Annotated in this window: 22 protein-coding genes and 2 pseudogenes; 13 read left to right on the plus strand and 11 right to left on the minus strand. The window is 59.2% G+C overall.

The features are described from left to right. Positions 1-83: 83 nt before the first annotated feature. Together L5014_RS36595 and L5014_RS39125 are read right to left on the minus strand one after the other, a co-directional pair. Positions 84-2,900, minus strand: a complete 2,817-nt coding sequence (locus tag L5014_RS36595; RefSeq protein ID WP_238468760.1) for a CHC2 zinc finger domain-containing protein — start codon at positions 2,898-2,900, stop codon at positions 84-86. A 53-nt stretch (positions 2,901-2,953) separates the two neighbouring features. Next, positions 2,954-3,309, minus strand: a pseudogene (locus L5014_RS39125) (hypothetical protein); the annotation flags it as partial. A gap of 429 nt (positions 3,310-3,738) precedes the next feature. Between L5014_RS39125 and L5014_RS36605 the strand changes: the two are divergent. Beyond that, the gene (locus tag L5014_RS36605; protein ID WP_238468761.1) at positions 3,739-4,659 is read left to right on the plus strand and encodes an SAM-dependent methyltransferase; all 921 of its coding nucleotides are present in this window, start codon (positions 3,739-3,741) and stop codon (positions 4,657-4,659) included. 174 nt (positions 4,660-4,833) lie between these two features. Here L5014_RS36605 and L5014_RS36610 read toward each other — a convergent pair whose 3' ends face one another. From L5014_RS36610 to L5014_RS36625, 4 genes are all read right to left on the minus strand, one after another. After that, entirely contained in the window at positions 4,834-5,139 is a 306-nt protein-coding gene (locus L5014_RS36610; RefSeq protein ID WP_238468762.1) for a hypothetical protein, read from the minus strand. Then, positions 5,136-5,567, minus strand: a complete 432-nt coding sequence (locus L5014_RS36615; protein WP_238468763.1) for a helix-turn-helix domain-containing protein — start codon at positions 5,565-5,567, stop codon at positions 5,136-5,138. The genes L5014_RS36610 and L5014_RS36615 overlap by 4 nt, the downstream gene beginning before the upstream one ends. Positions 5,568-5,579: 12 nt before the next feature. Further along, positions 5,580-5,900 carry a hypothetical protein gene (locus L5014_RS36620; RefSeq protein WP_238468764.1) on the minus strand — a complete coding sequence of 107 codons (321 nt, stop codon included), beginning with the start codon at positions 5,898-5,900 and terminating at the stop codon, positions 5,580-5,582. Positions 5,901-6,447: 547 nt separating this feature from the next. Further along, positions 6,448-6,927, minus strand: coding sequence for a hypothetical protein (locus tag L5014_RS36625; RefSeq protein WP_238468765.1), 480 nt, complete (start codon positions 6,925-6,927; stop codon positions 6,448-6,450). A gap of 705 nt (positions 6,928-7,632) precedes the next feature. Between L5014_RS36625 and L5014_RS36630 the strand changes: the two genes are divergently transcribed. The 4 genes from L5014_RS36630 (at position 7,633) to L5014_RS38730 (ending at position 9,298) form a co-directional block, all read left to right on the plus strand. After that, on the plus strand, positions 7,633-7,860 hold the full coding sequence (locus L5014_RS36630; RefSeq protein ID WP_238468766.1) for a hypothetical protein: 228 nt from the start codon (positions 7,633-7,635) through the stop codon (positions 7,858-7,860). A gap of 261 nt (positions 7,861-8,121) precedes the next feature. Next, on the plus strand, positions 8,122-8,361 hold the full coding sequence (locus L5014_RS36635) for a DUF2442 domain-containing protein (protein ID WP_238468767.1): 240 nt from the start codon (positions 8,122-8,124) through the stop codon (positions 8,359-8,361). Positions 8,362-8,664: 303 nt separating this feature from the next. After that, on the plus strand, positions 8,665-9,183 hold the full coding sequence (locus tag L5014_RS36640; RefSeq protein WP_420800199.1) for a class I SAM-dependent methyltransferase: 519 nt from the start codon (positions 8,665-8,667) through the stop codon (positions 9,181-9,183). Beyond that, complete coding sequence (locus L5014_RS38730) at positions 9,167-9,298, plus strand: hypothetical protein (RefSeq protein WP_274389642.1); 132 nt, start codon at positions 9,167-9,169, stop codon at positions 9,296-9,298. The genes L5014_RS36640 and L5014_RS38730 overlap by 17 nt, the downstream gene beginning before the upstream one ends. Positions 9,299-9,416: 118 nt before the next feature. Here the strand turns inward: L5014_RS38730 and L5014_RS36645 are convergent, their stop codons facing one another. Continuing rightward, the gene (locus L5014_RS36645; RefSeq protein ID WP_238468768.1) at positions 9,417-9,989 is read right to left on the minus strand and encodes a hypothetical protein; all 573 of its coding nucleotides are present in this window, start codon (positions 9,987-9,989) and stop codon (positions 9,417-9,419) included. Positions 9,990-10,041: 52 nt separating this feature from the next. On the opposite strand from L5014_RS36645, the gene L5014_RS36650 reads away from it, so the two are divergent. Further along, positions 10,042-10,368: a hypothetical protein gene (locus L5014_RS36650; protein WP_238468769.1), complete on the plus strand. Its 327-nt coding sequence runs from the start codon at positions 10,042-10,044 to the stop codon at positions 10,366-10,368. A 113-nt stretch (positions 10,369-10,481) separates the two neighbouring features. Here L5014_RS36650 and L5014_RS36655 read toward each other — a convergent pair whose 3' ends face one another. Together L5014_RS36655 and L5014_RS36660 are read right to left on the minus strand one after the other, a co-directional pair. Continuing rightward, positions 10,482-11,207 carry a hypothetical protein gene (locus L5014_RS36655; protein ID WP_238468770.1) on the minus strand — a complete coding sequence of 242 codons (726 nt, stop codon included), beginning with the start codon at positions 11,205-11,207 and terminating at the stop codon, positions 10,482-10,484. Beyond that, a complete protein-coding gene (locus tag L5014_RS36660; protein WP_238468771.1) occupies positions 11,204-11,464 on the minus strand; it encodes a hypothetical protein in 261 nt (86 codons plus the stop codon). The genes L5014_RS36655 and L5014_RS36660 overlap by 4 nt, the downstream gene beginning before the upstream one ends. 335 nt (positions 11,465-11,799) lie before the next feature. On the opposite strand from L5014_RS36660, the gene L5014_RS36665 reads away from it, so the two are divergent. Together L5014_RS36665 and recD2 are read left to right on the plus strand one after the other, a co-directional pair. Then, positions 11,800-12,819: a hypothetical protein gene (locus L5014_RS36665; RefSeq protein ID WP_238468772.1), complete on the plus strand. Its 1,020-nt coding sequence runs from the start codon at positions 11,800-11,802 to the stop codon at positions 12,817-12,819. 341 nt (positions 12,820-13,160) lie between these two features. After that, complete coding sequence (gene recD2 / locus L5014_RS36670; RefSeq protein WP_238468773.1) at positions 13,161-15,359, plus strand: SF1B family DNA helicase RecD2; 2,199 nt, start codon at positions 13,161-13,163, stop codon at positions 15,357-15,359. Here recD2 and L5014_RS36675 read toward each other — a convergent pair. Beyond that, positions 15,339-16,244, minus strand: a complete 906-nt coding sequence (locus tag L5014_RS36675) for a uracil-DNA glycosylase family protein (RefSeq protein ID WP_238468774.1) — start codon at positions 16,242-16,244, stop codon at positions 15,339-15,341. The two genes, recD2 and L5014_RS36675, sit on opposite strands and share 21 nt — an antisense overlap. Positions 16,245-16,435: 191 nt before the next feature. Here L5014_RS36675 and L5014_RS36680 point away from each other — a divergent pair. Then, positions 16,436-17,084: pseudogene (locus tag L5014_RS36680) on the plus strand (IS91 family transposase); the annotation flags it as partial. Between the two features lie 39 nt (positions 17,085-17,123). Here the strand turns inward: L5014_RS36680 and L5014_RS36685 are convergent. Continuing rightward, positions 17,124-18,221: a hypothetical protein gene (locus L5014_RS36685; protein ID WP_238468775.1), complete on the minus strand. Its 1,098-nt coding sequence runs from the start codon at positions 18,219-18,221 to the stop codon at positions 17,124-17,126. A gap of 551 nt (positions 18,222-18,772) precedes the next feature. Between L5014_RS36685 and L5014_RS36690 the strand changes: the two genes are divergently transcribed. From L5014_RS36690 to L5014_RS36705, 4 genes are all read left to right on the plus strand, one after another. After that, positions 18,773-19,642: a hypothetical protein gene (locus tag L5014_RS36690; protein WP_238468776.1), complete on the plus strand. Its 870-nt coding sequence runs from the start codon at positions 18,773-18,775 to the stop codon at positions 19,640-19,642. Positions 19,643-20,430: 788 nt separating this feature from the next. After that, positions 20,431-20,595: an FmdB family zinc ribbon protein gene (locus L5014_RS36695; protein ID WP_238468777.1), complete on the plus strand. Its 165-nt coding sequence runs from the start codon at positions 20,431-20,433 to the stop codon at positions 20,593-20,595. Positions 20,596-20,921: 326 nt separating this feature from the next. Then, positions 20,922-21,941, plus strand: coding sequence for an IS110 family RNA-guided transposase (locus tag L5014_RS36700; RefSeq protein WP_238468778.1), 1,020 nt, complete (start codon positions 20,922-20,924; stop codon positions 21,939-21,941). Between the two features lie 713 nt (positions 21,942-22,654). Further along, positions 22,655-23,059, plus strand: coding sequence for a reverse transcriptase N-terminal domain-containing protein (locus L5014_RS36705; protein WP_238468779.1), 405 nt, complete (start codon positions 22,655-22,657; stop codon positions 23,057-23,059). Positions 23,060-23,161: the final 102 nt, after the last annotated feature.

Here is a 23,161-nt window from a genome sequence, read left to right on the forward strand (position 1 = left end):
TCGCGGTGCTCCCGCACCATGCGGACGGCACGTTCCCGGACTTCAGCAGAAAATTTGCTCGACTTGTTCATGGCTCCATTCTCTCAAGAGTTGGAGCCTCCACCAAATCCGGGGCGGTTCATGGCGTACAGTCGAGAATCCCGAAGAAGCTCCAACGACGTTTGCCGACGTGGACCTTCCGTCTGCCACATACCCCAGCCGGCGTCGCCATCACCAGATTCAAGGAGTAGCGCCTCTTCTCGCGGGCCATAGGCCGGTAGTGCGCGGCCCGCAGTTAGATGCTGTGAAAATTCCACCGCTGACATTGGCGCGAAGTTTTCTTTCGAGATCAATTCAAGTTGTAGAGTGCGAGTGACATCCTCAGCGGCAGCTCTCAGAACATCGAGTATTCCTTGATTTTCGGCCAAAATGACTACGTCATCGACATATCTCGCGTAACCAGCCCGAACCACTTGATCGAGATTCAGCTCTTGTAGCTTTGCACGCATCACAGCGTCAAGCTTGAAGAGAATAATATTTCCAAGCCACGCGGACAGCACTGGCCCCTGTGGTATGCCTTTCTCCCGATCGGACGCTATTGGGTGTCCCGTGTTCGGATGGTAGTAGTAAAATCCGAAACTCTGGTCCAAGATAAAATCTATAGCAGCGTGTTGACGCTCGGCTTGTAGTGCCTTAGGGCGGAGGAGCGGCACGAAAGCCTCGCGACTATCTCCTAGGCTTTTGTATGCCGACTCGATGCTGCTACCCAAAATGTCTTTAGCGACGATGCGCGTTATACGATCGTAGTACCTCTTTAAATCTAGACGGACCATATGAACATGACTCATCGCTCGCCCCTGCTTCAGCAGCGAAGAGATGAAGCCGCGCCAGCACTCAAAATATGGACGAAACATTCCGCCTTCGCTAGGAGGAGAGCGGCCTTCTAGCGCATCCATGTCGACTTGGTACGCGAAACTCAGCGTCTCGCTATGTTCAGTTCCTCCTGATTCTCCCGTTGTGCGCACGTGATCAATTGAGCGGTAGTAGCGAACAGCCGGAATATGATTGCTAAATTTCGACTCGGAACCGTCGTCTAGGCGCTCCGTGAGCAGTTCATTCATTAAGTACTGCTGTACGATCAAATCCTCAAGACATGGCATTGCCTTGAGGCGTTCTTCATCCTTGCCAAATCCTCTCGACACGAATACAGCGTCGAAAGGCTCGATTGGCTGGAACTGGACCTGCTGAAGGCGCGTTATGAGACCTTCGTTAAACGCGGTGGCGGCAAGTGATACGCGCCTCCACGCCGCTATATCTGAGAGCACCTCGCCTTTGTTTGCGCCCGCCTGAGCGAGCTCACGCGCGATATTCAGTTGCAGGGCGATTTCTTCCGCAGATTGGATCGGTAGTCCAACACGTGTAGGAACCGGATTCTGAATAAATCGCCAGACATCTTGATGCCACTTGCCGTATGAATCAGAATGTGCCGTTCCCGTTGTCAGGACGCGATCGATAAGACCACCGGCCAAGCTCTCAAGTAGTACCGCCAGGCGATATTTCGCTCCAAGAGGAATAGTTTCCCAGCGGTTATCTTCTAGGATGTCTACCGGGGGAACCCTGAGCCGCTCAGCCAGAAACGCTACCGCGACCGGGTGAGTGGAGCGGTCAAGATACGCAATTGCCGGCTCTGACTCATCGAACATTCTGAGTAAATCGTCTGGATCCTTAATTGGAAGCGATTGCGAATGGGCCGATTGACTGTCCAGTGGCCAGACGAACCCTAACTCTAGGCGCACGTCTTTATCAAGTTTGAGGACAGTTTGTATGGATGCTGCAGCCCCTTTCAAACCCGCCCCATCCTGGTCTAGGAAGAATCGGACCTGCAAGGGAGCCATATCGGGCAAGGTACCAGCGAAATCGATTAGGATTCGAGCTTGAGCGTCCGACATGCGCGCGCCGAGAACTGCAACGGCGGACAAGCCAATGCTCTCGAGCCTCAAAGCATCGACCAGTCCTTCGCAAACGTACACCACCGGCTTGGCACCATCGGCTAAGTCGGCTTTGATTTTGTCAAGCGCGAAATTTGCTCGATAGAGCACCTGCGATTTAGGTAAGTTCGGCGAATAGAGATACTTCGGCGCTGGCGACTCGTTTAGCCTTCTTCCGGCAAAACCTAACATTCGTCCTGAAGCGTCCCTTATTGGGAAAATCACCCGACCGTCGTTAAAGAAATCTCTATATTGCCCTCCGAGATTTAGATAAGTCTCCGCAGCGACGAGACCTAACTTCTTTCTTTCAGACCGTATTAGGCCTGCGCTTTGCAATTGACCGAGTAGTTCCCTGAACGCACCGAAATCAGATCGGCCGTTTTCAACATAATTCACAAGCGTCGCCGGGGCAGCAAATCCCAGCTCTGCCGCGGCGGCGACTTCCTTGGACAGCGAGCGAGCCTTCAACCATTCCTCAAGTGCCTTCGTATCCTTCTGTCTGTACACCCCGAGGACGCGCTCGAGAACGCCGGAATCTGCGGGCGTCGGTTCGACGACCGCTCGACCTATTGTTATCTGCGACTTTCTTGCTGATACACCACTGGCTAGTGCTGGCGACGCTAATCCATAGGACGACGCCAGCCAGCGCACCGCCTCGACAAAGTCCAATCCTTTCGACTGTTTGACTAGTTCGAAGATATCGCCGTGAGCGTCGCAGACAAAGCAGTGGTAATGTGCCTTATCTCGCGATGTGCCCGGATACAGCGCCATGGATGGGTTGGTGTCGTTATGGAATATGCATTGCGCATATGAACGACCACCTACTTGCCTTACTGGAATTCCCAGCCGCTCGGCGAGGTCGTCAATGTGGATCGTGTCAGCCAGTTGTTCGATTAGTCGACGGATTTCGCTTCCGGGTTTTGTCGGGCTCATTTTTGATATTCGATGCGGAGGTTTTGCGACTCTAGCATTCTGAGCGAACCCGGCCCGTCAGGTCCATCAACATTTGGTGGAACGGCAGGCTCGTCAGGCTTGGGCTCGAACACCACATCCGGGTCGCCGTCGTAGGCCGGGTCTACAAACAGTCGGTCGCCTTCTTGAAGTCCAGAATGGTAAATCATAGCTCGCCGTACTCCTCGTCGATCCGTGTACCGCGACCGATGAACTGCTTGAACTCGGTAACAGACAGGATCGTACGATCGAGAACGACGAATCTGCAGGTCTTCGCATCGACGCCGGTCGTCATCAGGCGCAAGGTGGTGGCAATTATTGGATAGTCTCTACTGGAATTTATGAAGTTGTCGAACTCGGGCTTGGCTTTCAAGTTATCGCCGGTTACACGGCACGATAAGTGTCCGTCGCCTAGGAGTGGCATCTGGACGGCGACAATCATATTGACCGGCGGCCATGCTGCTTGACGCTGTCTATCAAACCTTCTTAAAGCACGTTTGTTCCCGATGAACGGGGCTTCCGCTAATTTCCGGCTGTCAAGTCGGAACAAAATCACTTAAACCAACGAACGCATTGCGACAAGGTATGGTCCCACCTGTCGCAAACACAACCAGCAGACGCAGCAAACCAAGCTTACTCAGAAAAATCCGTCCGCTGCCGCAACCGACTGGCGGCAGGCGCATGCACCAGTGAGTTGGCATAGGCCGAGCCAACCGCGATGGACGTTGTTCCGCCGATATGGTCGCTCGGCAAATCTGGCCCGCACTGAATGAACCCGCCCGCCGCGTGCCTTAAAATCGCTCCCTGTCGGAGGACATGCATGACTACCCCAGCCCAATTGATTTCTCATGGCGCCGACGCAGACGTCGCACTGGATGAGCGCCTCGACGCGATAAAGCTTCGAATTTGCCAAACGGGCGATGTTCCGGGCGCAAGCGTCGACAGACAACTCGAGTTGCTGGATGAAATGGCGCGTTTCGAGTTGGGTCGGTTCCTGCTGGTGAACCGCGGCCTCAACGCGGAGTGGACACATCGTGTTGTAACGTATGTTCCCGGCACAATCGCGGCAGGCAGCCTGGAACACGAGGTATTCGAGAAGTTGCCAGCCACCCTTGCGACGCGTGAGCGGTTCGGTATCTTTCGTAATGAACTGCAGGCCCTGCTGCGGCCGGGATGCGTGATGGCGTCGGTGCCGTGTGGTGTGATGGGCGAACTGCTCCTGCTCGACTACGCGCGCCACCCGGATGTCAAGCTGATAGGCATCGATCTCGATGGAGAGGCGTTGGCGGGCGCCGCCGCTCTGGCTTCGCAACGTAGTCTATCCGGACACGTGTTTTTCCATTGCGAAGACGCGTGGCGTTCGGGGGGCCTGGGTGAACTCGACGTCGTGACCAGCAACGGCCTCAACATCTACGAGCCGGACGACGAACGGGTGACCGCGCTGTACCGTGTGTTCTTCGACATGCTGAAACCTGGAGGATGGCTCGTCTCGAGCTTCCTGACACCGCCGCCGGCGATATCCCCCCAATCGCCCTGGAACGCGGAGGCGATTGACCAGACTGCACTCGCACTTCAGCATCTGCTTCTGGTGCGCATTGTTGAAGCGAAATGGAATGCGTTCCGCACGCACACACAGACCGCGCGGCAACTCGAGGAAGCAGGGTTCGAGGACATAAGGTTCATCGACGATCGGGCGCGGATGTTCCCGACTGTGGTCGCGCGAAAGGCTGAACGTCGGTAGACCACCAGCAAATGTCAGCGTCGCTTGTGTCCCCCACGCACCGACGACATCGTGGAAGATGCCGATGATCGTGTTCGTCGGCCGCGACGGCCAATTGAGACGTGGATGAACGCCACTTCCAGAACGTCCTGCAGCGGACGGTGAGGAAAGTCCGCGTGATGCAGTGACCGCCAGTCAGTGGTGGGAGGCGGGTATCAGATAGAACAGCTTGATCAGTGACGCGAGTGCCCCGCAGACAAAACCGCTGAGCAGCATCCGGTAATCGGTCCGGTCGAATTCGGTGGGAACCGCCCTCGCGTCGGCCTCCACTTCACCGGCGAGCTGGGCGATATTGGATGAGCTGGTGCGCTTGGCCAGAGCCGCCATGTCCCGTGCCACCAGGAGTGCGCGACTCACCTTGAAGGCAGGCCACCAGATCAGCAGGACGCTGGCCAGCACCAGCGCCTCAGTGACGTAATCCAGACAGTGATCGATGGTCAAAACGCGCCCCAGAGTGCTTCGCGATCGTCCGCCGCGATCTCCGCGGTGACGGTGCTGCCACCCGGGTGCCGGCGCAGCCTGAAGCCACCAAACACGGGCGGCGGCATGACACCTGTTCTCCCCGGGCGGGGCATCTCGACCGGCTGTTCGTCCGCAAACCCCACCACGAAGCGCAGCCCGAGCGCGTGCGCGAACGCCACCAGCCGTTCGAAGGTGGGTCCGTTGACGCCTTCGCCTTTTTCCAGCCGGCTGATCTCCGACTGGCTGATCTCCAGCCGGCTGGCCAGTTGTGCCTGCGTCAGGCCCTGACTCTCCCGCGCGCCACGCATGATCCGGCCAAATCGCACCAGTTGGCCCTGCTGCTCGTAGCCTGCCCGGAACTCGGGATCCGTCATCAGTTCATTGCGCAAATCTGCAAGCCTGCCCATGATATCGCTCCTTCAAACACGCGCTGCCGCGGCCGTCCGGGCCGCCGCCGGGGTGGTGCTGACCGCCAGCAGCCGCAACGTTGGCAGCTGACCTGCCATGCCATTCTCGATCGAGAACACCCCGAACATCTGGGGCGCGCAGCGCTCGTACAGGCCGTGGCCGTTGACGACGGTCACAGGGTGCACCGGCATTTCGCCTGACGACAGGCAGTGATCAATGACGTCATCGATCAGGACGAGCAACTGGCCGAGTGCCTTCAGCCGACCCGCCGTGCGCAGGGCGGTGATCTCGACCCGCGCGGCCGGGTGAATGTCATCCTGATAGCACGCCACGGGCCCTCTCCTAAATTATGAGTTTTTTCCGATAACTTTCAAGCCATTCTGCCGGTATCTGTGGGCCGGCGCAACCACGGCGCGGTCCGGGCGCGGCCCCGGCCGGGTTGTCCCTTGCCGGCTTCACGACACGCCCCTGAACCGACGCAACCGGTGGCGGCACACGCCGGGAGCCGGTCTTTTGCCGAGCCGCGCCCGCTGCAAAAAATCGCCACATCTGATAACCCGGCATGATCAGACTTGCTGCTTGGGACCCTTGCCGTGCCCACCCACCCATGGAGACTCATGACGTCCCTGCTTACTGCGCCCGCGTCCGCGGTGCTCAGTTCTGCTCTGCGCAGATGTCGCCGCGGCTTTTCCGCCGAATCCCGGCTCGTTGGCAAACGACCTGGCGCGCCGCGCGAGCGGCGCCTCTCAGGTACGTCGCGAGCGTGGTGGCCTTTTCACGGATCGACTGCACGGCCCGACGGCGGCGGCCGGACTGTCCCCGCTCACATGATCGATGATCGACAGCAGTTGGCCACGGCACGCGGCAGCCACCCGACGGTCATGCGCGGCCCTTGCGCGCGGCCTTTCTGGCGGTCGCGGCAAGCTTCGCATCGAGCTGCGCCATCACCTCATCGTGCGGGACAAACGGCGTGCCGGGGCGGTCGGCCTCGGCCACCGCCTGCAGCACGTCGGCCTCGAACGCGGCCGCCTCGTCCGCCAGCTGGTTGCGCCGCTTCATGTGCGCGCTCTGGTCCGGCCGCGTCCAGGCCGGGGCCCTGGGGGCGCGCGTGTCCCACTCCTCGAGCGCGAAGCGGCCGGTCGCCACGCCGAGCGCGCGCACAACCTTCAGGGCCTGCCCCGGATCACGGAATGCGCGCCGCTCGCGGCCGTTCGAGGTCACGAGTTCAGCCACGCCCGATTCGCGGGTTTCCAGCTCGATATAGAAAGCGCCCTTTTCGGCACGCAGAATCGCGGACAGCACACCACCGGCCTTGACGGCGGCCCTGGCCTGAGCGACATCAAAGGCAGCACGTCGCATGATGGCTCCGGGAAACAGGGAAGGTCACGCTTTATTATATGAGCTTCCACGAAATATGGTATTTCGTGGTTTTGACCTGTCGAACAGAGTGTCAGTGCGGCGCAAAGCCTTGCCTGGCAAGGGTTGGGGGCCGGCATTGGACATAACACCTGTTGTCTGCCGGTTGGCACTCAGGCCGCTGTGGAACCCGGGCCCTTCGTGTTTTCGACGTCGCGGCCTCCCGTCCGTCTTCCGTGTCCGATATCCCGGCGATTCTGCGTGAATGCGACCCCGCTTTAATCGGGGACCCGTGTCGCAGTGTAGATCGTCAACTACTTTGGCCGGTCGGCCCGGTGCCTGACGCCACCAGGGATCCCGCTGCCTGTTCGCGGTTCCTCGACTGGTGCGCCGGGTGGGTCCCGCGACGGCAGAACGCGTCCCGTTTCGATACCCGGGTGCCCTTCCCGAGAAAGCCGTACGGGAGCCGCGACAAGCCCCCCGATACGGTGTGGGCGGCGGCTCGCGCCGGTCTGGTGGGAGATGCCGTCGGCCCCCGGATGCCTCCCTGCGCTTCGCCCGGTACAGGTGCAGATGGCTCGATCCCTGCGCTAGTATGGACGGGTAAATGGGAGGATCGAAGACAGCATCGGCCTGGTGCTGCCGTCAATTCCCCGCTTTGTCCTGCTGTCCAGCCGCCAGCGTCGCCGCGTTCCGACGGAGGTCGAAATGAACGAACAATCCGTGCTCGGTATCATCCATGCGCAGGAACTACTGATGGTGTCCCTCATTCGCATACTGCCACCCGACGAGCGGCGCAAGGTTTTCGACGAGTTCCATGGCCAGGTCGAACTGGCCGACGCGCCGCATCTGGGCGACGGCCATAACCGCGAAATGACCGAAGCGTTCAGGGCGCATATCCGCAAGCTGTCGATCCTGCTGGCGTCGTTGAATTGATCGGGCGCAGGTTCGCGCCGCCGGACTGACCGGGCGCGAGCGTGCACTGGCGCCGGGGACCTGGTGAATGCACTTGCGTTGCTGGGCAGGACGGCCGCGGATTGGTGAGCGAAGGTCGAAGTCACCTGCTGCTGCGCGCGCACGCGTGACAGCCTCGAGAACACCGGGAAACAATCGTGATGCCGGGCTATTTCTTTGCTTGGGTGACCGCCAGCAGCGACCTATCCTGAAAGTCCCGCCCCTGCCGCCAGGAGACTCGCCATGCAACCCCATGCAATCGACGTCGCCTTCGATGGTCCCACGATGTACATCGACCTGTCTGACGGCCGCGCCATCCAGCTGCCCCTGCGCCTGTTCCCGATTCTCGACGAGGCATCCAGCGAGCAGCGCGAACACCTCGCAATCTCACTGGATGGCCAGCAGCTGTTCTGGCCCGAGCTCGACGAGGACATGAGTGTCACCGCCCTGCTCAATGCTGCCGCACGCAAGACGATGCATTGACGTATTTGGAACTCCGCACTACCACCGTGCCAGACAGGCGTCGAACGTCCCTCCCCGCCTTGGCCAGCTGCTGACGGATTGGCGCACTCGCCTCATACATGGCGCCTGCACTTTTGCGTTGTCATGCAAGGTTCATCGGGGCCCATACGAAGAATACGAAGGCCTGCGCGCCAGGGTGTCGAACAGGTGGAGGCAAGGATGGGACCAGGCGACTTCAGCGCATTCGAGCACGAAGGCTGGGAGCGTGTCGCCCAGGCCTATCACACGTATTTCGGTGATTTGACTGCCCAGTCGAACCACGCGATGCTCGAGGCCCTTGGCGTAGGGCGTGGCACGCGCTTTCTCGACGTCGCATCCGGCCCTGGCTACCTCGCTGCTGCAGCCAGGCGTCGCGGTGCAGACGTCGCCGGCGTGGATTTCTCGGTCGCGATGGTCGAAAAGGCGAGGCGCGTTTTTCCGGGACTCGAATTCCGCATCGGCGACGCGGAGGATTTGCCATTTCCCGACGAAAGCTTTGGCGCAGTGGGCATCGGCTTCGGGATGGAGCATTTTCAGCATCCTGAGCGTGCACTCGCGGAGGCGTTTCGCGTGCTGCAATCTGGCGGCAGAATTGCCTTTACAGTCGGCGCCATGCCGGACAAGGCCGTCGGTATCGGGATGGTGTTAAAGGCCATCGAGAAGCACGGGACGCCCGATGTGCCCGTTCCGCCGGGACCGCCTTTCTTTCGGTTCAGCGATTGGGGGGAATCGAGGCACGCATTGCTCGAAGCTGGCTTCGTCCACCCGGAGGTGCGAGAGGTTGAGCATGAGCACGATATTTGATGGGCCGATGATCGTCGAAAATGATGGACGTTCGGCCAGACCAGTCCAGCTGACGGCGATGGCGCGTCGGCGTCAGGAACTGGACAACACGATTGCCGGCGTCACTGACGCTTGAATTCAACGCCTCGATGCCTAAACGGAGCAGCGGCTAGCGGTCATTCTGGAAGGCTGACAAGGGGTTCCGGGGTTCGGCCAGCAGTCAAGCGACATTCTCTGCGGGGGCCTTGCTTACATCAACAAGCGCGATCACCGTGAGGCCCGTAAAGCGGGGCGAGGAAGCGCAGGCACTGGGCAAGTCTCATCGACGCCTCGGGCCCAACAAAGCGCTCCAGCAGGCTGGCCGGTAAGGCGGTGGTGTCCGGTGGCGGCATCAGGTCGGCCCGCGCCACGGACCAGAACGGGGTTGCAGTGAAAACGGTACGCCACCAGCGCCGCCACCGTTGCAAGGTGCGACGATGCACACCCAGGGTGCCGCGCAACTCGTCGATATCGATTCGCCGATTCGTCACGCCTTCGTCCATCGCAGACACCAAGACCACGATGGTGGCAGTGTAGACGCGACGCCCCATGAATCGGACTGACGCGGGCGTAGTGCGGCGCCGGCATGTCTCGCAACAAAAGCTGCGGCGCCGGTTTGGAGGGTCAACGCAATCCGATAGTCCACGAGGTTTGCGCGGATAGGTCGCGCTGTGCAAGGTGCCGCCACAGTGAGTACAGCCTTTCGATTTCGCGCGCGCGGCGAGGTCGCTGTCGATGCTTTCCAGAAATGCCTCGAATCGGCTGTTGCCAATGATTTCGCTAATCATTTGGGAACCCACGGAAAAGAGATGCTCGAAGAATCGAGCGCCGGCTTCGTTGGTGTCAACAAAGAAGTTTAAGCACGTGAATGAGGTTCGCCGCTACGACTACATCACGCTGGACGCCCAAAACACCCCAAATTCCCATCAAATATCGTGCTCATGCTCAGAGGTGGACCAGACCCTGGTGCTGCGTTCGCCCAATACACCGTATCACGCGCTCATGCGCGGCGGCGTCCGGGTTGCCGCGATGCTGCACGCCCAGACGCCGGCTGCGCTGGCGCTGATTGAACGGGCCGTCGCGCACGAAGCAGAGACGTATCGGAGCGATGCCGGGGAACTGCGGATTCCCATGTGTTGCGTCCTCGCCTCCGCCCTCAAACCTTAGGGGCTAGCTGATTGAAGCGAGAATAGCGCACTACGCCTTGCCAGGAATGCTCTCGAAAATCGACCGAGGTATCTGCCTTGCTGCGGCCCGTGTACCTCTCGACGTTCTTAAGCCTAAATCAGCCTCGCGTCATGGGAGAGATGCGCAACGCACATCGCGTGAATCTGCTGGACGACCGGCTTCCGATAGTCGAGAAACCAGCCACGATTCAGGTTGAAGAGCTGAACGAGGTCGGCCTCGGCTTGCGGAAACGGCAAATCAAGCGCCTTCACCGCGACCACTCGGCACGCTTCAATGAGCTGCGCGCGCTCAAGCCAATCGCATTCAGCGCCGTTCGAGCTGAGCCAGATTTGCGCAGACTCGATGAGATGAAGAGTGCGCAACCACTCGCCGCTGCGGGCAAATGCGAACAGCTGGCCTACCACGAGGAACGTGAGTAGCTCGGCCTTCGTTTCGTCATCCAGCTTCTTCATTTCTCGGCTTCCGCTTTCGGCGCAGCTGTACTGCTCTTCGGCACACGCGGCGGTGCCGGGAACGGCGTTCCACTCTTCTGAAGCGTGAGGACCCGTCCTGTCACATGCTGTGTAGCGCGCAATCAGACCATCGACCGCCAATAGAGTAAGCCCAAGATCCCCTCGCCTGTCCGGGTTCCTCCGGTCAGTTGCCTCATTGCCATCCGGTGCCTTGGATGATTGCGATCGCACAGGACGCCCAAACGATACGCCATCTCGCACGTATCGCGTCCTGACGCGCGCCACCAGCAGGGACAGGCCGAAGCCGACGGCCGGGACCACCAGCATGGCGGGTTGCTCCCGTGCGTACGACAGGAACACGCTCATGGCTTCCTCAGCTTGGCAATGGCCAGTACAACCGCGAGGAAGTAGAACACCAGAGTCTCAGTTCCGGTAACGCTAATCCTGAGAAGCGCGTTGCCGGCCACGGTAATTGGGGGAAGCTCGAACGCGGGCCACAACCATGGATACATTCCTTTTATGATGTGCCCGAGGACGACTACCCAGGTCCGACTGCCGACAATGAACCACAGCGCCGCCGCCATCAGCACTCCCGCGCGCCAATTGCAGTCCCGGCGGCTCATGGCCGCGTCAGCCCACTGGCCCTCAGCGGCGTTAGGCGGACGCGGCCAGACAGGCAGCCATGTCAGCAGCGGGCGAGCCCCGCAGTAGCCAGCGCCGGCGGGAAAACTGGGTATCGTAATCCCTCGACGCAGCGCAACGTCAGCTCTTACGCCCCGAGGAAGAACGGAAAGAGGAAGCCACATGCGGCGACCGGCCACCTCCGGTCAGTCGACATGGGAATGCAATTCGTTGACAATTTCGCGGCGAAAAGGCTCAACCACGGCCGCCTCAGAAGGAGCGACGCACTCAACCTAGGCTCCGTTCGAAGTCAATGCAGGCAAGCAGACTGGAAAAAATGATCAGTAAAACTGTTGAACAATTCTATTCGGATATCTCAGACATCTCGATGCGCCTCGTGAGAGCACATGGCTTGACGCATCGAGCACCGGACGATCAACCTGATCTAGCATTGTTTCGTTGGATGGACTACCGGCTCCGGCGCGTCAACCCGCAACCGCGGGAAGTACTCAAGTCCAGTCGATTCCCAATTGACGGCTTGCCGAGCGCCGTTCAGAAGGCGCTATCCCTCATTGAGGCGCGCTTCGCGAGTGGCGACGACGTGAATCCCTACCTCAGTAAGGGGACTATCAACAACGACGTCGCCCACCCGAAGCAACAGAATCGTACGGACGGGCTTTGGGCGGACTGGGGTATCCATCATTTTCATCTGACCACAGAGCCGCTCGCAGAAGGCCAACGGTTCTCGAAGCGGTCCGGCTGGCTGCTGTTTGCGAAGATGTACGACGACGCAGTCGCCTTCATCGACGTACGGGATCACGATGAAGACTTCCTGTGGACGCAGGACGACCTGCTGAAGACTTTCATTTCGTCATGGCCCGAACAGGCCAAGCCTTTTCGCATCACGACGATGAAGGTCGAGTCTCGTGAGCAATCGCCGGAGACACTGCAGATGCTCCGAAGCGCTGGCGTTTTTGTACCGATCGAGCATGGCGGGAACTTCTATTTCGGGCCGGGAGGTGGTATTACGACGGCAGCAACGTCCACGAAGGTGAGCGTTGCATGCATGAATGTCCGGGCGAATGCGCGGCGGATTGCGACCTGGCTCGATATGCCCGATAACGTGCTGCGCGTCGAGTTGCGCAGTCGTGGGGTCGAAAATCCACAATTTTCCATTGGATGTAACGAGGTTGGATTGATTCTTGGCGAGATGACCGCGCCCAATGGCTACTGGCAGTTCACTAGAAGCAGCTGCCAAGATGCGAGCAACCCGATGCAGGCGCTGCACGATCTATTCTTGCCCGAATGGGCCGCCGCCACATTGATCGCTGATCTGGAGTCGAAGCAGAGCGCCTGAGTTCGCTGCGCATGGCCCGCGGCGCCTGATCACCGAAGGGCTCGATTCCCCGCGAAAGGCCGCTTTAGAGCAATGCCACTGTCCCTTGTGGGTCGGGTAGAGCCATTCACACTTGTCAGGCAATACCGCGTAATCGCCATCGCCCCAGCTGTGACTTTGATTGCTATTTGGCACTGGATATCAGCGCTATGTGGCACGGATGGAATTGGATGAGACGAGCAGGGAAACCGATGGCATTGAAGGCGCTTGACCTGACGTAGTCGGCCATGAAGCGACAGTTACACGATAGGATGCCGTCCTTTCAGCGTTTCAGTAGCGATACAACAAACCGCGCCTCGTTCATGTCAGCAAGCCCACCCAACGTCACTCCCAAGCCCGAGCCTGAGCGCCTCGCGGGACTGGTTGAGCGCGTCACGTTCCACAACGCCGATAATGGATTTTGCGTCCTGCGCCTGAAGGTCAAGGGCGAGCGTGATCTCATCACACTGATCGGACATGCCCCTACTGTGTCGCCAGGAGAGTACGCCTCAGCGTCAGGCACTTGGGTGACCGATCGCGAGCACGGTCGGCAGTTCAAGGCGGTCTTCGTCAAAATTTCGCCGCCTAACACGTTGACCGGCATCGAGCGCTACCTCGGCTCCGGGATGGTCAAGGGTATCGGTCCTGTGTACGCCAGCCGGCTGGTCAAGGCGTTCGGCGCCGACGTGTTCGACGTGATTGAACAAACGCCGGCACGTCTGCGCGAAGTTGACGGCATTGGCGAGATTCGCGCGAGAAAGATTACCTCCGGGTGGGCCGACCAGAAGATCATTCGCGAGATCATGGTGTTCCTGCATGGCAACGGGGTGTCCACGTCGCGGGCGGTGCGCATTTTCAAGACCTACGGTCAGGAGGCGATTGCCGTCGTCAGCGAAAATCCTTACCGGTTGGCACAGGACATCCGTGGCATCGGCTTTCTGACGGCCGATACCATTGCCCAGAAAATCGGGATCGCGCGCGACGCGCCGATCCGGGCGCGAGCCGGCGTATCGTACGCGCTGTCGGAGGCCGCCGGGGAAGGCCATTGCGGGCTGCCCCGGACGCATCTCGTGTCGCTCGCAGTCAAACTGCTCGACATTCCGGAAGCCATCATTGAGATGGCGATCGACGAGGAACTGTCCGAGGGTGTGGTCGTCGCCGACACGCTCGATGATGTGCCCAGTGTTTTTCTCGCGCCGCTTTATAACGCGGAACGCTCGATTGTCTCGCAGGTTCGTCGCCTTCGAACGGGCTCGCCGTCGTGGGGTTCGATCGACGCCGTACGTGCGATCCCATGGGTCGAGCAGAAACTCGCGATCGAGCTCGCGGAAAGCCAGAAGCAGGCGATCCGTCTGGCGCTCTCGTCAAAGCTGCTGGTCATCACCGGCGGCCCCGGCGTGGGCAAGACCACGCTGGTCAATTCGATCCTGACGATCCTGCGGGCCAAGCAGGTCAAGGCGCTCCTGTGTGCGCCGACCGGGCGCGCGGCCAAGCGCTTGTCGGAATCGACCGGGCTTGAGGCGAAGACGATCCACCGGCTGCTTGAAGTCAACCCCGCCAATGGCCAGTTCAAGCGCAACGAGGAATCGCCGCTTGAATGCGATCTGCTGGTGGTAGACGAGTGCTCGATGGTTGACGTGCCGTTGGCGAACCAGTTGCTGAAGGCGGTGGCGAGCGCGACAGCAGTGATCTTCGTCGGGGACGTGGACCAACTGCCCTCGGTTGGTCCAGGACAGGTTCTCGATGACTTGATCGAATCGGGCGCGGTGGCGGTCGTGCGATTGATGGAGGTATTTCGTCAGGCGGCGACATCGCGCATTGTCCGAAGCGCCCACCAGATCAATCAGGGGCTGTTCCCGTCCCTGCCGGCGAAAGGCGAAGAGTCGGACTTCTATTTCGTGCCGACGGAAGAACCCGAGGCGATCGCCGAAACGGTCGTTGGTCTTGTCAAGACCCGGCTACCGCGAAAATTCCAGCTCGATCCAGTGCGCGACATTCAGGTGCTGTGTCCGATGAACCGCAGTCTCACCGGCGCTCGCGGCATCAATCAGCTGTTGCAGGAGGCGCTGAACCCGCCGGGCGAACAGAGTATCGAGAAGTTTGGCTATCGCTTCAGCGTCGCCGACAAGATCATGCAGATCGAGAACAACTACGACAAGGACGTCTATAACGGCGACATTGGATTTGTGACACACATCGACGCTGAAGAGCAGGAGCTCACGGCGACCTTTGATGAGCACATCGTAACCTACGCATTTGGCGAACTGGATGAGCTGGTGCTGTGTTACGCGACGACCATCCACAAATCTCAGGGATCGGAATATCCGGTTGTGGTGATTCCCGTCTCGACGCAGCACTACATGATGCTCAAGCGGAACCTGATCTATACCGGCATCACGCGCGGCAAGCGCCTCGTTGTCCTCGTCGGGCAAAAGCGTGCACTGGCGATGGCAATCAAGGGCAAGCAAACGGAACGTCGCTGGTCGAAGCTCGTGGAATGGTTACGCGGCGTCCCTGGGTAGCGCGAGGTCGAACCCCGCGAGTCCAAGATGCAGCCGATCGAAGCCGATGCGCAGGTGCTCCTTGTCTTGATTGCTGCTGAAAGAGGGATGCGCCATCGGAAAGTACGGGGTGCCGCCGATGGAGAGGAGTCGCCCCTTTCCAATTTTCTGCTGTACCTTAATGCTGTGACGGATCGGCCCGTCGTCGATTAGCGGCGAGATGGCTTCCCACGCGGGCTTGCCCCAGGAAATTATTGAGGTGCGATCAAACTTCGGCTTTAGTACGCCCAATACCTCCCTCAAGCCTTCCATGCAGGCCGTATAGGAATAGCTGTCGCGCGGAAGAGGCCCTGTCTTCTTTGCTTCAGGAGGTCGAAAGTCCGGGTAAAGATTCATGAAGAAGATCACGGGATCATTCTTCACCTGACGGAAGAAAGACTCCGGGCACCATCGCCGGTATTTCGGCGTATGGTGTAGCCCCTGATCGTACAGAGGCGATTCCGGTAAAACGCCGGCACCAATGGGATACCAGTCGTGCCCGACGATCACCACTAGGTCCTTTTTGGGTTTCAGGGGATCGAAGGTATTCAACAGAAGGTTATCCGTCCACGGGCATACGCCCAGACTAAATCCGACTTGAAGATCGCGAGCGATATTTCGGAGCGTTTCTCCTTTTTCCTCCGCTGTGAGAGGGTGCTCCACAATTTCGCAAGAGCGCGAGTGCAGGTCCAGAAGGGTCGTATAACGTGCCGTATGGAAATTAGTGGTGATGTCAGACCAGACCCGACGCCGGCCAAAGTCCCAGTAGGCGGCCAACGCTGGGGTTATCTCACCCTCGGGAAACAGGTTCCGATAACACTCGAGGATTTGGTCGACCTCGTTTTGGTTGTAGATACGTGTGCTCATGGATCTATTGTCGCTTCAACTCAAGTAACCGTGATGCCAGATCACGGGGCTGGATGTCTGCTTCGGGTCGGGAAGGGCCGACCGCGTCAGGCGGCAGACGGCCAGTTGATGCCGTTCGCCCTACCCACGAAGTCGCCACTGGAATGGCTGCTTGAACGAACTTCTGAACGGACAGGGGGTTCCTGCAACCGTGCCGGGGCCGCTATTGCCCGAAGTGCCAGGCCAGCGCCGCACACCGTTGGCTGGAGGCACGCCAGTCCGACCTGCTACCCGTCGAATACTTCCACGTCGTCTCTACGCTTCCCGCGCCCGTCAGTGCGATCGCCTGGTACAACAAACGGATCATCTACGGCCTGCTGCTCGACATCGCCGCCGACACGCTGTGCACGATCGCCGCAGATCCCAGACACCTCGGGGCCCAGATCGCGGCTACGCTCGTACTGTACACCTGGGGCTCAGCCTTCACGCATCATCCACACGTGCACGGCATCGTACCCGGCGGCGGACTCTCGCCCGATGGCGAGCGCTGGATTGCGTGCCGGCCCGGCTTCTTCCTGCCGGTGCGTGTGCTCTCACGCCTGTTCCGCCGGCGCTTCCTCGAAGCGCTCGAAGTGGCCCACCGGCATGGCCAGCTGCAGTTCTTCGGCGAGTACACCGCGCTTGCTGATCCGGCCACCTTTGCCCGGTGGCTTGCGCCGCTGCGTGACTGCGAATGGGTGGTCTACGCCAAGCGCCCGTTCGCCGGACCGAAGGCGGTGCTCGAGTACCTCTCACGCTACACGCGTTGCCATCTCCAACCAGCACCTCATCGCCTTCGATGCGCGCGGTGTGACGTTCCGCTGAAAGGCTTGTAGGTTTCGGCGAGTCGGGCCACTCGGCTCATGCGATGTCCCCGCGACTAGCAGCAGCACATGCGCGCGTCGCGCGAGCGAGTGCGTCTAGCACCGCGTGCACAACCCGTTTTGAGATCGCCACAAGATCTCCGTTCGGTGTGCTGCGTTCACGGATCTGCCGGTCCGGATGGATCAGGTTGCGTGACTCGCGCAGGGCCTGCGCATGGCGCCCGAGACTTTCGTCAATGAATGCAAGTTCGACGGCGACCTTGATCAGGGCAGCCAGTGGCCAGTCTCCAAGTGGAAGAACCTGCTTATGTCTGTCCAGTGGCGCTGCCCGTGCAGCCCGAGCACGATCAATGTCCCGCCCTAGCCAGTCAGGTAAAACCACCTCAAGAATCGATCCGTACAATGCGGTCGCAGCGAGCCACGCATGGGCTTCTTTACATCTCCCGGCTTCCTCCCACCGGTAGCGAAGGTTGTCGGCGAGCGCCGGCTCGAGGCCAAGGTCATCGCAAGGCAGCCGCTCGTGCTCGCTTGGCGCGAGGATAGTCGCCGGCGGGCGCAGCCCGAGCCTCGGCACGACGTCGTGCGCATATCGTCGGCGGCCGTCCGCGGTCAGCATCAACCGGAAAGGCCAGCCGACCAGATCTTGGTCGTCGCGGCGAACTAGGCCCCGCTCGATCAGGGCATTTAGGGTGGTTTCGCAAACAGTTTCACTCCAGCGAGACAGGTACACCCCCAAGGCCTCTGCCATGAGACCGGCGCCGCTCAGCGCCTCGTACTCACTCCCGCCGCTCGCGATCACGGCAATAATTAGGTCCTCGGCAGCTGAAGTTTGGGATGAAAGCGCCGGATCGCGCCGCTCGCACTTCTGCCAGCGCATTTCGCGAGCGATCTGTCCAGCACGGGTCGATTCCCAGTACTCGCGAATATCGCCGCCGAAGCCGTCCCGTCGCAGCACGAGACCTTCATTTTCCATCCGGTGTAGTTCGTCGATGAGCTCTGTGGGGCTGAAGACCCACGTCGCCTCAACGTGACGGATACCTTCGAGCAAATAACCGGAATTGATGTTCCCCGCGCTAAACATTTCGTGCTCGAAGATGGCATCGCGAATTTCTGCATTTGTGGTCGGTGCAGTCATCCATCGTAGCTGTCGGCTCCCGGCCGTATCGGACGTGCTGCAGTTGCCTCACGGTGAGGGGATTCTACCCGCCGAGCCCAGCGGTGCAAGCAGCCGCCGTTGTGTCTTGGAAGCCGGACATCCAACCTTGAGCGAACGGCCGGAAGCTCGACACTGCGGCTAGAAGCTCCTCTCTGTTGCACGGAACTGCGGCTTGCGGCCACGAGCCGCCGGTCGAGGTCGCTATCCAATTTGAATAGCCAAGGTCTCGTCCGCCCTCGCTCAATGGCCGGTTTCCGGCGAGCAATTTGCCGATGGCACTGCCTCAACTCGGCCAGTTCCCGACACTCGCTCGCGTACACGCGCCGACGCTCGAACGGCTGCTCCGCACTTGCCAACAGACCTTCGACCGGGCGCATACGCCTTACGTGCGTTCATGCACATACGGCGCCGGCTAAAAAATTCCATGATGCGCGAAAAGCGATACACCCTTGAGGCCCCGACGCGGCGCCTGATCACGAGGTACAAACGGCATAGTGCGCGTGTATCTGTCGCACAGACGGGAGGTTACGATGGGAATTTGCAAATATTGCGGCAAGCCTGCGGGATTGTTCCATAATGTCCACCCGCAATGCGAACAACAACATATCGCACAAGAAATACAGCAGTTCCAACAAGAGGAGCAACCCGATAATGATCGCCGGAGAATTATCGACGACGCGATCGACTGTTTGATGTCTTCGGGTGACCTCACGGAGCTAGACGCCAAAATTGCGGACGATGTAAAGACCTTAGGGATTTCTGCGTCAGAGCAAAAATCTCTTTTGGTCGAAGCGTGGGCGAAAGCTGTGTCGCGAAATCTTGAGCAAAAAATCATAGACGTCGACACGACGATCAGATTGACCGAGTATGCAAAGCATTTCAATCTCTCCAACGACGACCTGAACATCCGCGGCGCATACGTGAAATTCATGAAGTCAGAGCTGTTGCGTCGCATACTGGAGGGGACAGTTCCGACATCTGCACGCCCCGACAATCTTCCTGTCAACCTTCAGAAGGGCGAGGGCTTTGTATGGGGATTCACTGAGTCTCCCTATTATGAGGAAAGAACTCGAAGAGAATTTGTTGGTCGTTCGTCAGGTATCAGTGTCCGAATGATGAAAGGCGTTTATTGTCGGACGGGTCACTTTGAAGGACATTCAATCGAGCATCTCGAAACTGTCAAGGTAGATATTGGATCGCTAGTAATTACCGACAAAAATATATACTTCGCCGGCAAACAAAAAGCCATGCGGATACCATATTCAAAAATTATCTCATTTGAAGCCTATTCGGACGGATTCGGCGTTATGCGTGACTCGGCTTCCGCGAAGCCGCAATCCTTTCAAAATGGCGATGGCTGGTTCAGCTATAACTTGGTGACGAATCTTGCAAAACTATAGTCGCGTCTTGCCAAAAATTTCCCATGCGCATTGATATGTCCAAAGCAACCATTTAGTACACCGGTAGAGTGATTGTTAATTAAGATCCCGCGCTGTAGGCCATCGTGTAGCAGCTTGGCCCCGCGCCCGTAGCACCTGACGCACAATCGAGAGGGACGCGCGCAAGAACAGCGCGTGCCCCTCATTGTGAACGTTAGATTGCTTGAACACATGGAGACGCGCATGCCGCAAACATTCGTGAATGATGAGAACGGCTACCTCGGGTGGGTGCAAGCGCACCCGAACGGATACGTCGTAAACATTGACAACCCGCAGGTCACTCCTCAGTACCCCATGGTCCATGCAGCCTCTCACAAGTCGATGTCCGGCCCAGCTCGCACGAACTACACGACGGGGCGCTACTTCAAGGTCTGCTCCGAACGGCTCGAAGAACTGGAAGACTGGGCTCAGAGCAAGTATGGTCGTGCTCTTACGCGGTGCCGACAATGCATGTAGCGATTGCTGGATCTCACGTCAACGTTGAACGTCCGCTTGCGGAAAGCGTCTACTTTCGCTTTGGGTCGCGTGCTGCCTGTCAAGACGAGCAGCACCCGACCAATGCGGGGAGGCTGGTACGTGCAATCACTTGGACGGGGATGCCTGTGTTGCCTGCGCCGCGTGCGATGAGCGCTGCGCGCGACGCGTACGCGGGCGTTTCCTGCCCTTTCCTGCACTAGAATGGGTTATTGCCGGCGTCGTAGACAGTATCCGGCCAGCACGACGTGCAGGATTCTCGTTGGAGGAATGCCATGCCGACTTACCAGTACAGGTGCGAGAAGTGCGGTGAGATGTTCGAACATGCCGAGCATCTTGCTGAACATGAAATCGCTCATCCGGCTTGTCCGAAGTGCGGAGGCGAGAAGGTTCAGCGCATACCCACGCCATTTGTTCCGAAAACGTCCAGAAAGAGCTGAAATCTGTCGGGCCGAGTAAAGGCGAATCTGGGCACGAGCAGGTGACACCTCGTGGTGACCTTGCGCACGCAAACCGTTACAACCGGCCGACCGGTTACCTCGCCGACGCTCCCCGGCCTCCGGACCCAGTAACAGTACCGGATGGAACCGGGCTCGCCCTTCCCGTTGTTTTGCGGCCGTGACTTTCCGGACCAGGAGAATTGATATGAACGCGTCCCACCCCGTGACCGAGTGAGCAAAGGAAGGCGGATCCTCACGGGCCAACGGCATCGATGTGCCCAAAGTGGAAAATATGGAATTTTCCAAGGCGACCGGAGGATCCTGTGATGAATCGTACAGCAGTCGGTGTGGACATCGCAAAGAACGTGTTCCAGGTGCATTACGTCGATCAGGAAACGGGTGAGATCGTGAACAAGCCGATCAAGCGGGCAAAGTTCCTCGAGCACTTTGCGAACCGAGCGCCGTGCCTGATCGGCATGGAAGCATGCGGTGGTGCGCACCACTGGGCCCGGCAACTGACGACGATGGGCCACGAGGTGAAGCTGATGCCGGCTGAATTCGTTAAGGCGTTCAACATACGTAACAAGAACGATGCGGCGGATGCCAAGGCGATCTGGCTGGCCGTGCAGCAGCCAAGCAAGGCGGTCGCGATAAAAACCGAGATGCAGCAAGCGATGCTGGGGCTACATCGTATGAGGCAGCAGTTGATCAAGTTCCGAACGATGCAGATCAATAACCTGCGAGGACTGCTGACGGAATACGGCGAGGTGATGAGTAAGGGCCGGGCCAAGCTGGACAAGGAGATACCGGTAGTGCTCGAACGAATCGCTGAACGCCTGCCTGGTGTGATCATTGACACGTTTCGCGAGCAGTGGAACGGGCTGGCGAAGCTGGACGAACAAGTGGCGGAGATCGAGCGCCGCATGCGCGAGTGGAAGAAGGAAGACAAGTCGGTAAAAGCCATTGGTGAGATTCCCGGCGTCGGACTACTGACGGCAACGGCTGCAGTCGCGATGATGGGTGATCCGAAAGCGTTCAGTTCTGGGCGGGAGTTTGCCGCGTGGGTTGGGATCGTCCCGAAGCAAACGGGTTCGGGTGGAAAGGTAAACCTGCACGGGATCAGCAAGAGGGGTGACACGTATCTGCGCACACTGCTGATCCACGGCGCGCGATCCGTGATAGAGCATGCAAAGGAGCCCGGTGAGTGGGTCGAACAGATGAAGAAGCGGCGGCCAAAGAATGTCGTGATCGTCGCATTAGCCAACAAGATGGCGCGGACGATCTGGGCAGTACTGGCCCATGACCGGCCGTACCGGAAGGACCACGTGAGCGTGAAGCCTGTTTGAATGGCTTACACGATGTAGAAGTTCAACGCTTTACACAGGGTGAACGTCGAAAGGTTGCGCAGCATTCGAGTGTGATGACAAGTCGGGTAGGACCTGGGACTTGCTAGTGCGACCTGCAAAGTCGCATGTATCTCTGTTTCACGGGGTGGCATGACTTGATGAAACCGGCTGTTCCATCAGCCGTTCCCTACCCGGACATGCGGAGCTGGCAACGGCTCGGTGTGAAGCTTCGGGGACAACGTAGCCACCGGACACCCGGTACGCTGAGCCGTGAGGCGAGGCGGAATCTGCCAGCACGAAGGCGGAAAGGCGCAAGGGATGGATGGGTACGATCAACACATGTGAACGTCTGGAAGGCGCTGTTATACGGAACAAGCCAAACGTGCTGACAGGCTTGCACCAAAAGGTACGCGGCAAGGTATGGTCTTCTGGCGATGGACCATCATGGACGGAACGCCGCCGGCGCATAGGACGGGTCCGCACCATCCGGAGATAAATGCGGAACAGGGTAAGCCCATCGCGCTGCCGCAACGGCAGGCGAACCGCGAGGAACGCTGTTGGCGCGGTGGGTAAAGGAATGCGGAGAAAGCGAACGCCCAGCTGTAATGGCGGGGATACGGGCTGAGACATCGCCCGACGCGAAAGCGGGCAGACTTCCGCGCGGTCATTCATGGCGAGAGAGACTTGACAAACCGTTGTACGAGGGAGAGCAGATGACGGCGAACGATACGAAGGTGTCGGACACCGGTGCGCCCTCACACGCCGCAGCAATGTGGGAACAGGCAAACTGGCCACATATCGAGGCGGAGGTGAGGCGGCTTCAGTTGCGTATCGCCAAGGCCGTCCGGGAAGGCCGATGGGGCAAGGCGAAAGCCCTGCAACATCTGTTGACCCGCTCGCATAGCGGCAAGATGCTGGCCGTGAAGCGAGTGACGGAAAATCGAGGTAAGAGAACGCCGGGGGTGGATGGCAGGATATGGTCATCTCCGGCGGCCAGATGGAAAGGAATGTTGTCGCTTCGTCATCGAGGTTATCGGGCGATGCCATTGCGGCGTGTTTACATTCCCAAGAGTAACGGAAAGAAGCGTCCGTTAGGAATTCCGACGGTGATTTCATAATGCACCTCTGCCAGTTGAGTGTTGGAATGTTACCGCTGAAGATGTCCTGAAGTGCGTATCCAACGCCGCAGTTGTTGTTCTTTGGTGCGATTGAGCGTGATC

It is taken from the genome of Paraburkholderia tagetis (assembly GCF_022213065.1).
In the GTDB taxonomy this organism is placed as follows: Bacteria; Pseudomonadota; Gammaproteobacteria; order Burkholderiales; family Burkholderiaceae; genus Paraburkholderia; species Paraburkholderia tagetis.

Bases quoted from the DNA above. Each gene is read 5' to 3' on its own strand.
- L5014_RS36595 (WP_238468760.1), bottom strand. From the start codon at position 2,900: ATGAGCCCGACAAAACCCGGAAGCGAAATCCGTCGACTAATCGAACAA.
- L5014_RS36605 (WP_238468761.1), top strand. From the start codon at position 3,739: ATGACTACCCCAGCCCAATTGATTTCTCATGGCGCCGACGCAGACGTC.
- L5014_RS36615 (WP_238468763.1), bottom strand. From the start codon at position 5,567: ATGGGCAGGCTTGCAGATTTGCGCAATGAACTGATGACGGATCCCGAG.
- L5014_RS36625 (WP_238468765.1), bottom strand. From the start codon at position 6,927: ATGCGACGTGCTGCCTTTGATGTCGCTCAGGCCAGGGCCGCCGTCAAG.
- L5014_RS36630 (WP_238468766.1), top strand. From the start codon at position 7,633: ATGAACGAACAATCCGTGCTCGGTATCATCCATGCGCAGGAACTACTG.
- L5014_RS36635 (WP_238468767.1), top strand. From the start codon at position 8,122: ATGCAACCCCATGCAATCGACGTCGCCTTCGATGGTCCCACGATGTAC.
- L5014_RS36640 (WP_420800199.1), top strand. From the start codon at position 8,665: ATGCTCGAGGCCCTTGGCGTAGGGCGTGGCACGCGCTTTCTCGACGTC.
- L5014_RS38730 (WP_274389642.1), top strand. From the start codon at position 9,167: ATGAGCACGATATTTGATGGGCCGATGATCGTCGAAAATGATGGACGT.
- L5014_RS36645 (WP_238468768.1), bottom strand. From the start codon at position 9,989: ATGATTAGCGAAATCATTGGCAACAGCCGATTCGAGGCATTTCTGGAA.
- L5014_RS36655 (WP_238468770.1), bottom strand. From the start codon at position 11,207: ATGAGCGTGTTCCTGTCGTACGCACGGGAGCAACCCGCCATGCTGGTG.
- L5014_RS36660 (WP_238468771.1), bottom strand. From the start codon at position 11,464: ATGAGCCGCCGGGACTGCAATTGGCGCGCGGGAGTGCTGATGGCGGCG.
- L5014_RS36665 (WP_238468772.1), top strand. From the start codon at position 11,800: ATGATCAGTAAAACTGTTGAACAATTCTATTCGGATATCTCAGACATC.
- recD2 (WP_238468773.1), top strand. From the start codon at position 13,161: ATGTCAGCAAGCCCACCCAACGTCACTCCCAAGCCCGAGCCTGAGCGC.
- L5014_RS36675 (WP_238468774.1), bottom strand. From the start codon at position 16,244: ATGAGCACACGTATCTACAACCAAAACGAGGTCGACCAAATCCTCGAG.
- L5014_RS36685 (WP_238468775.1), bottom strand. From the start codon at position 18,221: ATGACTGCACCGACCACAAATGCAGAAATTCGCGATGCCATCTTCGAG.
- L5014_RS36690 (WP_238468776.1), top strand. From the start codon at position 18,773: ATGGGAATTTGCAAATATTGCGGCAAGCCTGCGGGATTGTTCCATAAT.
- L5014_RS36695 (WP_238468777.1), top strand. From the start codon at position 20,431: ATGCCGACTTACCAGTACAGGTGCGAGAAGTGCGGTGAGATGTTCGAA.
- L5014_RS36700 (WP_238468778.1), top strand. From the start codon at position 20,922: ATGAATCGTACAGCAGTCGGTGTGGACATCGCAAAGAACGTGTTCCAG.
- L5014_RS36705 (WP_238468779.1), top strand. From the start codon at position 22,655: ATGACGGCGAACGATACGAAGGTGTCGGACACCGGTGCGCCCTCACAC.